Genomic DNA, 14,264 nt, shown 5'->3' with positions numbered 1-14,264 from the left:
GGACGCTCAGCCCAGCAATGCGACTGTCTTGATCTGCGCCCAGAGCGCCTTGCCCTCGGTAACCCCGAGCTGATCGGCCGAACGCCGCGTAATGCGCGCCAGCAGTGGTGTGCCTTGCGCGTCCAGGCGAACCAGAACATGGGCTGGCGTATCGGCGGAGACCACTTCAGCAACCCGCACCGGTAGCAGGTTGCTGATGCTGGTGCCTTCCGCACGTTCCAGCGTCAAGCTGACATCCCGCGCATGGACGCGAAAGCGCAGCCGATGACCGACCGCTTCGCTTCGTTGTGCCACCAGGACGTTACCGCCCTGAAACGTCAGGCGAGTGAGGTGGTAATTGATGTCGTGCCCGGCAATTTCCGATTCGATGACGACGCCTGCATCCTCACCGAACGCAGTCGGTAGATCGAGGCGGGCGAGGGTTTCGTGCAGCGGCCCCTGCGCAACGACCTGGCCCTCATCGAGCAGAACCAGGTGATCAGCCAGTCGCGCCACTTCGTCTGGTGCGTGGCTGACATAAAGCAGCGGTATCTCCAGCTCGTCGTGCAAACGTTCGAGGTACGGCAGGATTTCCTGTTTGCGCTTCACGTCGAGGGCAGCCAGCGGCTCGTCCATCAGCAGCAGACGGGGGCTGGTCAGCAGTGCACGTGCAATGCCGACCCGTTGTCGCTCGCCACCGGAAAGTCGCTCTGGCATGCGATCCAGAAGATGCTCAATGCCAAGCAGTTCGACAGCCTGTTCCCAGACAACACGCCGGTCCTGTGATGGGGCGCGCTTCATGCCGAATTCGAGATTGCCTTTGACGGACAGATGGGCGAACAGATTGGCATCCTGAAACACGTAACCAATCGGGCGCTGGTGCGGTGGCACGAACCACTGGCGGCTCGAGTCTTGCCAGCAGTCACCATTGACCACCAGTATTCCGGTGCTGCTGCGCTCGAGCCCTGCGATGCAGCGCAAGCAACTGGTCTTGCCCGAGCCCGAGGGGCCGAACAGGGCGCTGACACCACGGCCCGGTAGGTTGACGTCCACCTCGAGAGCGAAGCCTGGATGGGCCAGACGCAGCTGTGCATGTATCCCGCTCAGGTTGTTGTTCATCCGCGCCACCCCTGCCGCAGCGGGCTTGCATAGAGAATGAGTAGCACCAGAAAGGAAAACAGCAGCATCCCGCCGGCAAGCCAGTGCGCCTGGGTGTATTCCAAGGCTTCGACGTGATCGTAGATCTGTACGGACAACACGCGGGTTTTCTCGGGGATGTTCCCGCCGATCATCAGCACGACACCAAACTCGCCCACCGTATGGGCGAAGCCGAGAATGCTGGCCGTTACGAAACCTGGCCGTGCCAGTGGCAATACGACGGTGAAGAAGGTGTCCAGCGGGCCCGCACGCAAGGTTGCTGCGGCTTCCAATGGACGTTCGCCAATCGCTTCGAAGGCGTTCTGCAATGGTTGCACCACGAAGGGCATCGAGTAGAAAACCGAGCCCACGACCAGGCCGGCAAAGGTGAACGGCAGGACGCCCAGACCGAGCGTTTGGGTCAGTTGCCCAACGGGACCATTGGGGCCCATCGCTACCAGCAGATAGAAGCCGAGCACACTGGGTGGAAGTACGAGGGGGAGCGCCACCACGGCGCCAATGGGGCCTTTCAGGCGTGAGCGGGTCCTCGCCAGCCACCATGCGACGGGGGTTCCGAGTAGTAACAGCAGAACGGTGGTGATGCTGGCGAGTTTGAGCGTCAGCCAGATCGCCGAAAGACTGGCGTCATCCAGGGCGGGCAGTACCATCACCTACCGACCATAACCGTAGGCGTTGATCACCTCGGTTGCCTTTGCGCTTCGCAGGTAATCGAGCAGTGCGAGCGCCGCCGGGTTGTCGCGACCTTTGGTCAGCAGCAGAGCGTCCTGGCGAATCGATGGATGATAGGTGGCGGGTACAACCCAGCCGGACCCCTGCCGGATTTCACCGCTTTCGATTACCTGAGAGAGCGCGACGAAGCCGAGTTCGGCGTTGCCGCTGGCGACGAATTGATGGGTTTGTGCAATGTTTTCGCCTTGCACCAGCTTGCCCCTGACCGAATCGGCAAGACCCAGCTTTGTCAGCGTCGCCATCGCTGCGGCGCCGTAGGGTGCGGTTTTTGGGTTGGCGATCGCGAGGTAACGATATGCCTGATGGGTAAGCACCTTGCCCTGATTGTCGACATAACCTTCATTCGCTGACCACAACACCAATGTACCGATGGCGTAGGTGAAGCGGCTTCCAGCAACACCCAACCCTTCGTCTTCCAGCCTGGCTGGAATCTGTTCATCCGCTGCCAGCAGTATCGAGAAAGGCGCACCGTTACGAATCTGCGCGTAGAGCTTTCCAGTCGAGCCGAAGGACAGCAGTACCTTATGGCCGGTGTCGCGTTCGAACTGTTCAGTGATGACGCGCATGGGCGCGGTGAAATTCGACGCCACCGCGACCTGGATTTCATCGGCATGGCCGATCAAAGACGTAAGTGCAGCCAGCGCTGCGACTAGGGTCATACGCATACGATTCATCATGCTCATCAATCTACCGCGATGATTACGTGAGAGGCTTTGATCAGCGCCGTACAGGGCTGACCGACGGCCAATCCGAGCGCTTCGGTGCTTTCATTGGTGATGACTGCCCCCAGCGTTCGGTTGCCGGAAAGTAGCAGCTTGACCTCGCAGCTGACCGCGCCAGGCGTGATGGTGCCGATGGTTCCGCTCAGGCGATTGCGGGCGCTGATCTTCACGTCGGGATCAGGTGACAGCAGGACAAAGCTGGCTTTGACCAGCGCCATGGCGATCTTGCCCGGTGCCAGCTGAAGCTCGTCGATACTGTCGTTGGTCAGCGTCGCGGTCATCGTTTGTCCGTCGCCGATATCCAGGCTGACGCTGCCGTTCACCGCGCCTCGTTCGACCTGGGTAATGCGGCCCCGAAACTGGTTGCGTGCGCTGGTTTTCATGGCGATTGCCCTGAGCAGTTTGTCGAAATCCTCGAACCCATCGATACCCTGGGCGACCTGCGCCAGGAAGCGTTCGTACTCGTGTTGCATGCGCTGCCAGATATGCAGCATTTCCCGACCGAATTCTGTCAGTTGCGTCCCGCCGCCCTTGGTGCCGCCCGCTGAGCGTATGACCAGCGGGCGCTCGGACAGATTGTTCATGGCATCCACCGCATCCCAGGCCGCCTTGTAGCTGAGCTTGATGGCCTTGGCGGCGCGACTGATCGAGCCCGTCGCTTCGATCTGTTCGAGCAGCTCGATGCGCTTGCCACCGAGATAGCCCTTCTCGCCACGGTTGAACCAGAGCTGCCCGTCTATGCGCAACGGCTCGAATTGTCTCGGATCGCTCATGTCTGCCTCCCATAAGGAGCGGTCATTTTGGCAATCGCTATATAGGTTTGTATATAGCGCAATCGCGTTGGCCTCAGTTATTGCGGTTGGGCGGCCATTGCTCGTGACGGGACTCGGGAGTAGCGTGGCCTCGATTCCGTTTTTGGAGCTTCGTTATGAAAATTGAATGGGTTGCCGCCTCACTTGCGTTGCTCCTGTTGTCTGGTCCCGCAGTTGCCGAACAGTGCCCGGCATTGCTGCAGCATGAACTTCCGAAGCTGCGATCAAAGGAAACCATCGACCTGTGCGAGCAGTTTCAGGGTAAGGCGTTGGTCGTGGTCAACACCGCCAGCTTTTGTGGCTTCGCACCGCAGTTCAAGGGTCTGGAGGTGCTGTATCAGCGCTACAAAGATGATGGGTTGATGATTCTTGGCGTGCCGTCCGATGATTTCTTTCAGGAGTCAGACGATGCGGCAGAGACGGCTGAGGTTTGCTATGTAAATTACGGGGTGACCTTCCCTATGGCTGAGACTCAGTCAGTGCGCGGCAGCGATGCGATACCACTGTTTCGGCAGTTGGCCGAGCAGGCCGGTGGGGCGCCGCGCTGGAATTTTTATAAATATGTGGTCGATCGCAACGGCAAAGTGGTCGACTACTTCTCGAGCAAAGTCGAGCCGGACGATCCAGAACTGATCGGTGCAGTAGAGAAGGCGTTGGCCGAGTAGCGGAAGGGGTGCCCCGACCGAGTGGTCGGGGCGAGGTGCATTAGAAGCGGTAGGTCAAGCCTGCGCCGAAGCCGTGGGCGCTGTTTTCGTAGGTGGAGTTGTAGTTTTGGGTCAGCGCACCGCCTGCATAATCCCTGCTGCGATTAACCTCGACGCTCTCTTCCCAAAGATAGGAGTACGCCAAGTCAACGGTGACGTCATCGCTTGGGCTCCAGGCAACTCCGAAACTCACCGCTGTGCGATCACCGCTTGGGATGCGTGGTGAACGATGGGTGTTGTTGGTTGGGCTTTGATCCAGTGCGACACCTGAACGCAGCGTCCACTGATCGTTCAGCTTGTAGGCAGCGCCTAATGCGTAAGACCAGGTATCGTGCCAATCTTGCTCTTCGACGATAGGTGCAAGACTGCCTTGTAACAGAGCTGGAACACCATCATTATCAATAGTGATCGATTCGAAGCGACTCCACCGTGTCAACATGGCGCCAGCGTAAACCGTCCAGGCGTCGTTGAGTTCGTGCGTAAGAGAGAAATCGATCGTCTCTGGAGTGGTCAGGTCGAGCGATGCGTCGTACTTGGTTCCAGAAGCAGCGCCAAAGCCAGTCCCCGTGATTTTTGTATCGCCCTCCAGCGTGTATTCAACTTTGGAACGGTAGGTCACGCCGGCGCGGGTGCTAGGGCTGAACTCGTAGAGGACGCCGACGTTGAAGCCAACGGCTGTGTCGTCACCCGTCACTTTGACCCGGCCATCAGATCCGCCCAATTGTGCTGCGTTGGGTGAAGCGCTCTGCAACTCACCGTTGACCCGGTTGATCGTTGGGCCAAAGCCGACAGACAGCTTCTCATTGAAGCGGTAGCTCACGGTGGGTTGAACCGTTATCACACGGACTTCGCTGTAATCGCCGAAGTATCGGCCCTGAAAGCCGCTTTCGTAGTCGGTAATGACACCGTATGGCACATAGAGGCCGACACCGATAGCCCATTTGTCATCAATTGGTTTGACGTAATAACCCATGGGTACGGCAGTGAACGGAACGATATCGCCGTCATTGCTTCCCGTAGTCGGGCCCTGGAGAAGGCCACCCCCAGCGCTAAAGGAGCCCGTGGCATCGGAAATATCGGTGTTGGCATTGATGGCCGCGATGCCGACTGTGGTCTGCTCGCGGGTCAGACGAGCCATGCCAGCTGGGTTGCCATAGACGGTGGCGGCGTCTTCAGCAGAAGAAGAGCGACCGGCAAATGAGGTGCCCATGCCGCTGATGCTTTGTTCGTTTAGCGCGAAGCCGGCAGCCGTGACCTGAGTCGAAAGGGCGCCTACGGCTACTGCAATCGCGGTCTTCAACCATGTTTTTTTCATTGTTGTACTCCAGGGGAAAAAGCGGCTCGGACCCTACCAAGCTTCTCTGATCTGTCGCAAACGAAAGAGTGCAATTTTTCGTAAAGAACGACGATCGGCGCCGATAAAAGGTCGAATTGCCGATAAAACCCGCTGGGCTGAAGCTGACCGATCAGTCGCGTTTGATCGCCTGGATCAGCCGATAGGTCGTTGTGGATCGGTGATCCATTCGCTCCAGGAACCTGGGTACAGTTTGGCCAGCGGGTAGCCGGCCAGGCAGAGGGCAAACAGGTTATGGCAGGCCGTCACGCCAGATCCGCAATAGGCCACCAGATCATCTGCTGGCTGGTCGGCCAGGTGCCGGTCGAATCGTGAACGCAGCTGTTCGGGGGAGAGAAAATATCCGGCGGCATCAAGGTTTTCGGTAAACGGCACACAGCGAGCACCAGGAATATGCCCAGCCACAGGATCGATAGGCTCTTGTTCGCCAAGAAAGCGAGGCAGGGCACGCGCATCGAATAAGGTCAGACCAGGCTGCCCGAGGCGTTTTGCCAGCTGTTGCGTGGAAACCAGCAAAAGGTCGTCGGGAGTCCCGTTGAACTGGCCGGGCTGAGCGTTGGCCGGTTCTCCAGTTACCGGCCCGCTGGCATCACGCCAGGCTTTGAATCCACCATCCAGCAAATACACACCGCTGCGTTTGCCCAGCCATGCCAGCAGCCACCATGCCCTTGCGGCAAATGCGCCGGGGCCGTCGTCGTAGATCACGACTTCGCTGTCATCATTCAGGCCTGCCGCGCGGAGTCGCGCAACCAACTGCCCCGGCTGCGGCAACGGGTGTCGACCGGTCTGGCCGCGGACAACCGGGCCTGACAGGTCGTTTTCCAGATCAAGAAAGCGCGCACCGGGAATATGCGCCTGTTCGTAGCTACGCCTCCCGTATTCAGGGTCTTCAAGGGCGAATCGGCAATCGAAAATGCACAGATTCGGCTGCGAAAGGCGTGCGGTCAGTCCCGCAGTGTCGATCAGTTGAGCAAGCGGCATGGCAGGGCTCCGTTCGAATTCGGGGGAAACGTTATCACGCAGGCGGACACGGCGATCAAAGCGCTGGAGTTGGGGGGCGCGATATATACTGCGTGCCTTTTCGCCCGCTCGTCGGTCGTAACATCGGACAACAAGGAGGGCCTAGTGGCCATCGAAACTCAATGGGTGCTGGATGATGCGCAACTGACCCGCCTGTGTGCCGAATGGCGCCAGCTGCCTTATATAGCAGTGGATACGGAGTTTATGCGGGTCGATACCTTCTACCCGATCGCCGCGCTGCTGCAGGTGGGTGATGGACGTTGTGCCTATCTGATCGATCCATTGCTGATTACCGATTGGGCTGCTTTTGCCGGTCTGCTGACGGATCCGACGGTCGTGAAAGTCTTGCATGCGTGCAGTGAAGATCTGGAAGTGCTCTGGCGGTTGACCGGTAGCCTTCCGGTGCCGTTGTTCGATACGCAGCTGGCTGCTGGCTATCTGAATATCGGTTTTTCCATGGGCTACTCGCGGTTGGTGCAGAGCGTGCTGAACATCGAGCTGCCCAAGGGTGAGACGCGCTCCGATTGGCTTCAGCGACCCTTGAGCGAGATGCAGGTGCGCTATGCAGCCGAAGACGCCCAGCATCTGGCTGAGCTGTACGAGGCCCTGCTGCCGAAGCTGTCCGATGAGAAGCGTGCCTGGGTCATGGAAGACGGCGCCGAGTTGGTCGCCAATCTCCAGCGCGAGACCGATCCGGATGAAGCCTATCGTGACGTCAAGCAGGCCTGGCGCTTGAAGCCGCGTCAGCTGGCGGTGTTGCGAGTCTTGACGGCCTGGCGTGAGCGGCAGGCGCGTGCACGTAACCAACCCCGTAATCGCGTATTGCGTGAACACAGCTTGTGGCCACTGGCCCGCACCCAGCCAACCGATCTGGTAAGCCTGGCGCGTATCGATGACATGCACCCGCGAACGGTACGCCAGGATGGCGAGGCGTTACTCGAGCTGATCCGTACTGCCGCTGCGACGCCCGAGCAGGACTGGCCTGAATCTTTACCGGAGCCATTGCCACTCGACGCGTCGGCGCTGCTGAAAAAATTGCGTACTGTCGGTCAGCGCGAAGCCCAAGCCATGAACATCGCGCCGGAATTGATGCTGCGCAAGAAGGTGCTGGAAGCCTTGTTGAAATCCGGATATCCCGACGGTCCTTATCAGTTGCCTGAGTCGCTGCGCGGTTGGCGCCGCGAACGAATGGGGCAAGCCCTTCTCGACGTGCTGGAAGAGAAATCATGAAACGCATCTGCTCCATCTATAGAAGCCCGCGTAAAAAAGGAATGTACCTGTACGTCGAGCGCAGCGAAGCGCTCGCCCGGGTGCCGGAAGCTTTGCTTGCCGCTTTCGGTCCGCCGCAGCTTGCCTTCGATATCGTCCTTACGCCTGAACGCAAGCTGGCGCAGGAGGACATCGCGACGGTGCTCGATAACCTCGAGAAACAGGGTTATCACCTGCAAATGCCACCGCCTGAGGATGACTATATCGAGCACCTGCCTGAAGAGCTTTTGCGCAGAAACGACCCGATGTAAACCGTACGCGTTACTGACGAGCGACAAGAAACAATAGCAGGGGCGGGCCTATGCTCAGATGACATCAACAAAACGGAGATGGCTCATGAACATTCGCTCTTGGATTATTGTTCCTGTTCTGACTGGTCTGGTAATGACAGCTCAGGCTCAGCCTGCGCCAGACTATGATGAGCAAGCTTGGCAGCAACACTGGCAGAAGATGCAGGAGTACCGTCAGGCTTGGGAGAATGCAAAGACACCTGATGAGAGGCAAAAGCTTCGCGATCAGCACTGGCAGAGCATGCAGTCAGGGTTCGGCATGATGGATGGCTGCCCGATGGGTGGGGCGGGTGCCGGCATGGGCAAGTCTGGAGGTAAGGCCATGCAGGGCGGGATGAGCGGCGGTCGTATGATGGGCATGCAGCCTTCCAAGGAAATGCTGGACCTGCGCATCCAGCAGATGGAGCGGATGCTCGAGCAAATGCGGAGTCACCGGGATTTGCTGGACAAAAGTTGACGGTGCGAGGGCCGTCTTAGTAGTCAAAGACGGCCTTGCATGTCGTTGGTCTACCGGCAGGCCCTTTGCTATTGGCCGGCCGTCTGCTGCCGGCTAGACTCGCAAGTTTCCGAGATGGCTATTCATGGCAGCAAAAGTCGAACCCTTCTGGATGCGCAAGACTCTGGCCGAGCTGGACTCAGCCGAGTGGGAGTCGCTTTGCGATGGCTGTGGTCTTTGCTGTCTGCAAAAGCTTGAGGATGAAGAGGATGGAAGCGTTTACTACACCCGTATCGCCTGCAAACTGCTCGATCTGAAAAGCTGCCGTTGCACCGACTATCCCAACCGCCGCGCCAGTGTCCCTGACTGCGTCCAACTGACAGCGGTGGACGCTGCGCAATTCAAATGGCTGCCGCCTACCTGTGGCTACCGGCTCGTAGCCGAAGGTAAGGATCTACCGCTTTGGCATCATCTGGTGTGTGGCGATCCAGATGCCGTGCATGCCGAGCGGATTTCTCAATCGGGCCGCATGATTACCGAGGGCTCTGTGGCTGATGAGGACTGGGAAGATCATCTGATATTCCGGGCCGGTTGAATCTACCTCAGTCCGCGTCGTCATAGCACTGAACCCAATCTGGAGCCGCTCGATGTCCCGCCGTCAGTTACCGCTGCTTGCCGTTCTGTTGCTTTCGTTCGTTGCGCCACTTCAGGCGGCCAAGCGGGTCGACCTGGACTACACCGTCAAGTTCGTTCCCGAGCAGGGCATTGCGGAAGTGGAGCTCGCCCTCGAAGACGGCGGCGCGGTTAAATTTCTAGATCTGAATCTTGGCAAGGAACAGCTCTATAGCGATTTCCAGACCAACAGCGAAAGCAGCTGGGAGGAAAAGGGTGGACGCGGAGTCTGGCGGCCAGGGCCTGGCAAAGCACATTTGAGTTATGAGGTTAAGGTCAGTCATCAGCGCAAAAGTGGCCGCTTCGATGCGCGGATGACGGATGACTGGACATTACTGCGCGGAGACGATCTGGTGCCCGCCGGTCGCCTTGATCAGCAGGACGGAGTCAGACTGGTTTCTCGGCTGCAGTTCGAACTACCCAGCGGCTGGAAGAGCGTCGAGACCGGTTGGCCACGTATCGGGAAGAATCGCTTTCGCATCGACAATCCCGAGCGCCTGTTCGATCGCCCGACCGGATGGATCCTCGCCGGCAAGCTTGGCAGTCGCCGGGCCCGACTCGGTGAAACCGACGTGGCGGTTTCTGCCCCGGTGGGCGAAGGGATGCGCAGGATGGACATCCTTACGCTACTGACCTTCGTCTGGCCCGAAATGCAGAACGTATTCCCCCGGGATCCTGAGAAGCTGCTGGTTGTGGGGGCCGGCGACCCGATGTGGAGAGGCGGTTTGTCTGGCCCCAATTCGCTGTTCATGCACGCCGACCGTCCACTGGTCAGCGAGAACGGCACCAGTTCGCTGGTGCATGAGCTGGTGCACGTGTTCAGTCGAATCTCCGATGCCGATCGCAGTGACTGGATAAGCGAAGGGCTGGCCGAGTATTACGCGATCGAGCTTATGCGCCGCGCCGGTGGCATGAGCGAGGATCGCTACCAGGCGGTTCGAGAGCATCTGACTGAATGGAGCCGCAAGGTCGATAGCCTGCGAACCGAGCGATCCAGTGGTCCGGTCACAGCCAGAGCCGTGCTTCTGCTGCAGGAACTCGATCGGGAGATCCGCCAGCGCAGCAAAGGACGCCACTCGCTCGATGATGTTGCGCGGGGTTTGATGCGACTGGATCGGGTAACCACTGACGACTTCATCAACATCACTGAAACCATGCTGGGTGGCGGATCGAAGGTTCTTGATAGCCGGTTGTTGCGCTAGGGGCGGGGTGGTGCGTAGGCGGTGCCTGTCTTGGTGATGAATCCATTCGAGCAAGGACCCTGTGATGAGTCTGATTGATCTTAGGAGTGATACAGTCACCCAGCCGACCTTGGGCATGCGCGACGCCATGCTGGGTGCAACCACTGGCGATGATGTGTATGGCGAGGATCCGACGGTCCGCCAGCTGGAACAGACGTTGGCGGCGCAGCTGGGTTTACAGGCTGGATTGTTTGTGCCCAGCGGAACCATGAGCAATTTGTTGGCGCTGATGGCGCATTGTGAACGGGGCGATGAGTACATCGCTGGGCAGTTGGCGCACGCCTACAAGTACGAAGCCGGCGGTGCTGCAGTGCTTGGCTCGATCCAGCCGCAGCCGATCGAGATGGAGCCGGATGGCTCGTTGGATCTGGCGCGCGTCGCGGCGGCGATCAAGCCGGACGACTTTCATTTCGCCCGCACGCGTTTGCTGGCGCTTGAAAACACGATGCACGGCAAGGTCCTGCCGCTCGCCTACCTGGCTGAGGCAAGAGCGTTCACGCATGAACGTGGGCTTGCACTTCATCTAGACGGGGCTCGCTTGTTCAACGCGGTGGTCAAGCTGGGTTGCACGGCTGGTGAGATAGGGCGCCACTTCGATTCGGTGTCGGTGTGTCTGTCAAAAGGCCTGGGGGCGCCTGTCGGTTCGGTGCTCTGTGGTGATGAGTCCTTTGTTGCCAAGGCACGGCGATTGCGCAAGATGGTTGGCGGCGGCATGCGCCAGGCCGGAGTGCTGGCCGCGGCAGGCCTCTACGCTTTGGATCATCAGGTCCAACGTTTGGCAGACGATCACCAGCGCGCCAACGACATCGCCGAGGGACTGCGAGCGCTGGGCTATCGCGTCGAGCCAGTCCAGACCAATATGGTCTACGTCGATATGGGTGACCGCGCGACGTCGCTGAAAGCGTTCTGCGCCGAGCGCGGCATCGTCATCACTGCGGCGCCTCGGCTGCGGTTGGTGACGCATTTGAACGTGCTGCCAGAGCATGTCGATCCGATTCTCGAGAGCTTTGCAGCATTCCTGAAAGCATAGGTTCGAATCGCTGTCGAATAGCTTGATTCAATCTTATTTATCCTCTATGCGTGCGGCACAGGGCCGATATAATGCGGCCCTTTGCCGGCTATCCGTTTGGGTAGCTGTGAACCGGCTCCCGGTGCCGCCTCGCCGCGTCGTTTTGCAGCCGTTCGGCCGCAGTCCTCTGGAAGAGATCTATGAAAAGCGCAGAAATCCGTGAAGCCTTCCTCCGCTTCTTCGAAGAGAAGGGCCACACTCGCGTGGCCTCCAGTTCGCTGATTCCCGCGAACGATCCGACACTGCTGTTTACCAACGCCGGCATGAATCAGTTCAAAGACTGCTTCCTCGGGCTGGAAAAGCGCGCCTATACCCGCGCCACCACCAGCCAGAAATGCGTACGCGCCGGCGGCAAGCACAACGACCTGGAGAACGTCGGCTATACCGCACGCCATCACACCTTCTTCGAGATGCTCGGCAACTTCAGTTTTGGCGACTATTTCAAGCGCGACGCGATCACCTTCGCCTGGGAGTTTTTGACGTCCGATAAATGGCTGAGCCTGCCGAAAGAAAAGCTCTGGGTCACCGTCTACGCCAGCGATGACGAAGCCTATGACATCTGGACAAAAGAGGTGGGCGTGCCGGCCGAGCGCATGGTTCGAATCGGTGATAACAAGGGGGCGCCGTACGCGTCTGACAACTTCTGGGCAATGGGTGATACCGGACCCTGCGGTCCCTGTACCGAGATCTTCTTCGACCATGGTGAACATATCTGGGGTGGCCCGCCGGGTTCGCCAGAAGAAGATGGCGACCGTTACATCGAGATCTGGAATAACGTCTTCATGCAATTCAATCGCACCGCAGATGGCGTGATGCATCCGCTGCCGGCGCCGAGTGTCGACACCGGTATGGGCCTGGAGCGCATCAGTGCGGTGCTGCAACACGTCAACTCGAACTACGAGATCGACCTCTTCCAGAGCTTGCTGAATGCCGCCGCTCAGGCCATCGGTTGCGGTAATGAGGGTCAGGCTTCGCTCAAGGTGGTTGCTGACCACATCCGCTCTTGTGGCTTCCTGATTGCCGACGGCGTGACGCCATCCAATGAAGGACGCGGCTATGTGCTTCGCCGCATCGTTCGCCGCGCCTGCCGCCATGGCAACAAACTCGGAGCCAAGGGCAGCTTCTTTCACAAGATCGTCGCCGCGCTGGTGGCTGAGATGGGTGACGCTTTCTCCGAGCTGAAAACCCAGCAGGCGCACATAGAGCGCGTGCTGAAAACCGAAGAGGAGCAGTTCGCCAAGACGCTGGAGCAAGGTCTGAGGATCCTCGAGCAGGATCTGGCTGATCTTCAGGGAAGCGTGATTCCTGGCGAAGTGATATTCAAGCTGTATGACACCTACGGTTTTCCGATGGACCTGACCGGCGACATCGCCCGTGAGCGTGAACTGACGCTGGACGAAGAAGGGTTCGAACGCGAGATGCAGGCGCAGCGTGAGCGGGCGCGTTCGGCCAGTGCCTTTGGCTTGGACTACAACAGCTTGGTCAAGGTCGAGGGCGAAACGCGGTTCACGGGTTACCTCGGTACATCCGGCAGCGGTAAGGTGCTGGCGCTGTTCAAAGAAGGCATGGCGGTGCAGAGCCTGTCGGCGGGCGAGGAGGGCGTGGTCGTGCTCGACCAGACGCCGTTCTACGCCGAGTCAGGTGGGCAGGTGGGCGATTGCGGATACCTCTCGGCGGACGGTCTGCGCTTCGATGTGCGTGACACCAGCAAGGCCGGGTGTGCGTTCCTGCACCACGGCATTCTGGACAGCGGCAGCCTGCAGGTCGGCGCGACCGTCGAGGCTACGGTCGACGCATCAGTACGTCAGTCCACTGCACTGAACCACTCTGCGACTCATCTTCTGCACGCGGCACTGCGCCAGATTCTCGGTGAGCATGTCGGTCAGAAAGGGTCATTGGTCGACAGTCAGCGGCTACGCTTCGACTTCAGCCATTTCGAGGCGATTAAGCCTGAACAGTTGAAGGCCCTGGAAGAAAAGGTCAATGCCGAAATTCGCGGCAACACGGCAGTAGAGATCGAGGAGACCGACATCGAGACTGCTAAGAGCAAAGGCGCTATGGCCCTGTTTGGCGAAAAGTATGGGAACCAGGTGCGCGTATTGACCATGGGGGGCGGCTTCTCAGTCGAGCTGTGCGGCGGAACTCACGTCAAGCGTACCGGAGACATCGGTCTGTTCAAGATCATCAGCGAAGGTGGTGTGGCTGCGGGTGTGCGACGTATTGAGGCAGTTACTGGTGAGCAGGCGCTGGCCTATCTGAACACTGCGGAAGAGCAGCTGAAAGAAGCAGCATCGCTGGTCAAAGGCACTCGTGACAATGTGCTGGACAAGCTGGGCGCCGTCCTCGAGCGCAATCGGCAGTTGGAAAAGGAACTCGAGCAGCTCAAGGCCAAAGCGGCCAGCGCCACCGGCAATGACCTAGCCAGTTCCGCTGTCGAAGTGAAGGGCGTCAAAACCCTGGCCGCGCGCGTGGATGGCCTGGATGGCAAGGCGCTGCTGGCATTGGTCGATCAACTGAAGAACAAGCTTGGCAGCGGCGTCATTCTTCTCGGTGGCGTGCAGGATGAAAAAGTCGTACTGGTCGCTGGCGTTACTCAGGATCTCACCGGCCGTTTGAAGGCCGGCGATCTGATGAGACAAGCTGCTGCGGTTGTTGGTGGCAAAGGCGGTGGTCGCCCGGATATGGCGCAAGGCGGTGGGAGCGACGCGAATCGCCTCGACGAAGCATTAGCCATTGCCGCGGCGTTCGTCGAGCAGGGCGTGTAGCAGGAGCGTGTCAGGTTGGGTTGGTCGCGATGGGCTGTTTGTCT

General features: G+C 59.2%; 14 protein-coding genes. 8 read left to right on the top strand and 6 right to left on the bottom strand.

Translation table 11 applies throughout. From position 1 onward, the window contains the following. Window positions 1-6: 6 nt before the first annotated feature. From modC to ACQKIK_RS11650, 4 genes are read right to left on the bottom strand one after another with little or no spacing between them, the layout of a single operon-like run. Window positions 7-1,098, bottom strand: a complete 1,092-nt coding sequence (modC, locus tag ACQKIK_RS11665) for a molybdenum ABC transporter ATP-binding protein (RefSeq protein ID WP_499136058.1) — start codon at window positions 1,096-1,098, stop codon at window positions 7-9. Continuing rightward, window positions 1,095-1,784 (bottom strand): molybdate ABC transporter permease subunit, encoded by a 690-nt coding sequence (gene modB / locus ACQKIK_RS11660; protein ID WP_499136057.1) that lies wholly within the window; start codon window positions 1,782-1,784, stop codon window positions 1,095-1,097. The genes modC and modB overlap by 4 nt, the downstream gene beginning before the upstream one ends. Before the next feature lie 3 nt (window positions 1,785-1,787). Next, window positions 1,788-2,540 carry a molybdate ABC transporter substrate-binding protein gene (gene modA / locus ACQKIK_RS11655; RefSeq protein ID WP_499136428.1) on the bottom strand — a complete coding sequence of 251 codons (753 nt, stop codon included), beginning with the start codon at window positions 2,538-2,540 and terminating at the stop codon, window positions 1,788-1,790. Between the two features lie 8 nt (window positions 2,541-2,548). Next, entirely contained in the window at window positions 2,549-3,361 is an 813-nt protein-coding gene (locus ACQKIK_RS11650) for a TOBE domain-containing protein (protein ID WP_499136056.1), read from the bottom strand. A gap of 155 nt (window positions 3,362-3,516) precedes the next feature. Here ACQKIK_RS11650 and ACQKIK_RS11645 point away from each other — a divergent pair, with 155 nt between their 5' ends. Beyond that, a complete protein-coding gene (locus tag ACQKIK_RS11645) occupies window positions 3,517-4,065 on the top strand; it encodes a glutathione peroxidase (RefSeq protein ID WP_499136055.1) in 549 nt (182 codons plus the stop codon). Window positions 4,066-4,105: 40 nt separating this feature from the next. Here the strand turns inward: ACQKIK_RS11645 and ACQKIK_RS11640 are convergent, their stop codons facing one another. Both ACQKIK_RS11640 and ACQKIK_RS11635 read right to left on the bottom strand, forming a co-directional pair. Next, window positions 4,106-5,419 carry an OmpP1/FadL family transporter gene (locus ACQKIK_RS11640; protein WP_499136053.1) on the bottom strand — a complete coding sequence of 438 codons (1,314 nt, stop codon included), beginning with the start codon at window positions 5,417-5,419 and terminating at the stop codon, window positions 4,106-4,108. Between the two features lie 174 nt (window positions 5,420-5,593). Next, window positions 5,594-6,439 carry a sulfurtransferase gene (locus tag ACQKIK_RS11635; RefSeq protein WP_499136051.1) on the bottom strand — a complete coding sequence of 282 codons (846 nt, stop codon included), beginning with the start codon at window positions 6,437-6,439 and terminating at the stop codon, window positions 5,594-5,596. Between the two features lie 144 nt (window positions 6,440-6,583). Between ACQKIK_RS11635 and rnd the strand changes: the two genes are divergently transcribed. From rnd to alaS, 7 genes are all read left to right on the top strand, one after another. After that, window positions 6,584-7,708 (top strand): ribonuclease D, encoded by a 1,125-nt coding sequence (gene rnd, locus ACQKIK_RS11630; protein WP_499136050.1) that lies wholly within the window; start codon window positions 6,584-6,586, stop codon window positions 7,706-7,708. Continuing rightward, window positions 7,705-7,998 (top strand): YcgL domain-containing protein, encoded by a 294-nt coding sequence (locus ACQKIK_RS11625; RefSeq protein WP_045425964.1) that lies wholly within the window; start codon window positions 7,705-7,707, stop codon window positions 7,996-7,998. Before rnd ends, ACQKIK_RS11625 begins: the two co-directional genes overlap by 4 nt. A gap of 85 nt (window positions 7,999-8,083) precedes the next feature. Then, the gene (locus tag ACQKIK_RS11620; RefSeq protein ID WP_463307598.1) at window positions 8,084-8,494 is read left to right on the top strand and encodes a hypothetical protein; all 411 of its coding nucleotides are present in this window, start codon (window positions 8,084-8,086) and stop codon (window positions 8,492-8,494) included. A gap of 124 nt (window positions 8,495-8,618) precedes the next feature. Beyond that, window positions 8,619-9,068, top strand: a complete 450-nt coding sequence (locus ACQKIK_RS11615; protein WP_045425970.1) for a YcgN family cysteine cluster protein — start codon at window positions 8,619-8,621, stop codon at window positions 9,066-9,068. Between the two features lie 52 nt (window positions 9,069-9,120). Continuing rightward, on the top strand, window positions 9,121-10,347 hold the full coding sequence (locus ACQKIK_RS11610; protein WP_499136049.1) for a hypothetical protein: 1,227 nt from the start codon (window positions 9,121-9,123) through the stop codon (window positions 10,345-10,347). 64 nt (window positions 10,348-10,411) lie between these two features. Beyond that, window positions 10,412-11,416 carry a low-specificity L-threonine aldolase gene (gene ltaE, locus ACQKIK_RS11605; protein WP_499136047.1) on the top strand — a complete coding sequence of 335 codons (1,005 nt, stop codon included), beginning with the start codon at window positions 10,412-10,414 and terminating at the stop codon, window positions 11,414-11,416. Window positions 11,417-11,595: 179 nt separating this feature from the next. Beyond that, window positions 11,596-14,220 (top strand): alanine--tRNA ligase, encoded by a 2,625-nt coding sequence (gene alaS / locus ACQKIK_RS11600; protein WP_499136046.1) that lies wholly within the window; start codon window positions 11,596-11,598, stop codon window positions 14,218-14,220. Window positions 14,221-14,264: the final 44 nt, after the last annotated feature.

The sequence above is a fragment of the Pseudomonas sp. NPDC047961 genome, assembly GCF_050272435.1.
Classification (GTDB): domain Bacteria; phylum Pseudomonadota; class Gammaproteobacteria; order Pseudomonadales; family Pseudomonadaceae; genus Stutzerimonas.
This window is presented reverse-complemented; position numbering and strand designations above follow the sequence as displayed.

What these genes read in the sequence shown, in the direction of transcription:
- modC (WP_499136058.1), bottom strand. Translation starts at nt 1,098, where the DNA reads ATGAACAACAACCTGAGCGGGATACATGCACAGCTGCGTCTGGCCCAT.
- modB (WP_499136057.1), bottom strand. Translation starts at nt 1,784, where the DNA reads ATGGTACTGCCCGCCCTGGATGACGCCAGTCTTTCGGCGATCTGGCTG.
- modA (WP_499136428.1), bottom strand. Translation starts at nt 2,540, where the DNA reads ATGAATCGTATGCGTATGACCCTAGTCGCAGCGCTGGCTGCACTTACG.
- ACQKIK_RS11650 (WP_499136056.1), bottom strand. Translation starts at nt 3,361, where the DNA reads ATGAGCGATCCGAGACAATTCGAGCCGTTGCGCATAGACGGGCAGCTC.
- ACQKIK_RS11645 (WP_499136055.1), top strand. Translation starts at nt 3,517, where the DNA reads ATGAAAATTGAATGGGTTGCCGCCTCACTTGCGTTGCTCCTGTTGTCT.
- ACQKIK_RS11640 (WP_499136053.1), bottom strand. Translation starts at nt 5,419, where the DNA reads ATGAAAAAAACATGGTTGAAGACCGCGATTGCAGTAGCCGTAGGCGCC.
- ACQKIK_RS11635 (WP_499136051.1), bottom strand. Translation starts at nt 6,439, where the DNA reads ATGCCGCTTGCTCAACTGATCGACACTGCGGGACTGACCGCACGCCTT.
- ACQKIK_RS11625 (WP_045425964.1), top strand. Translation starts at nt 7,705, where the DNA reads ATGAAACGCATCTGCTCCATCTATAGAAGCCCGCGTAAAAAAGGAATG.
- ACQKIK_RS11620 (WP_463307598.1), top strand. Translation starts at nt 8,084, where the DNA reads ATGAACATTCGCTCTTGGATTATTGTTCCTGTTCTGACTGGTCTGGTA.
- ACQKIK_RS11615 (WP_045425970.1), top strand. Translation starts at nt 8,619, where the DNA reads ATGGCAGCAAAAGTCGAACCCTTCTGGATGCGCAAGACTCTGGCCGAG.
- ACQKIK_RS11610 (WP_499136049.1), top strand. Translation starts at nt 9,121, where the DNA reads ATGTCCCGCCGTCAGTTACCGCTGCTTGCCGTTCTGTTGCTTTCGTTC.
- ltaE (WP_499136047.1), top strand. Translation starts at nt 10,412, where the DNA reads ATGAGTCTGATTGATCTTAGGAGTGATACAGTCACCCAGCCGACCTTG.
- alaS (WP_499136046.1), top strand. Translation starts at nt 11,596, where the DNA reads ATGAAAAGCGCAGAAATCCGTGAAGCCTTCCTCCGCTTCTTCGAAGAG.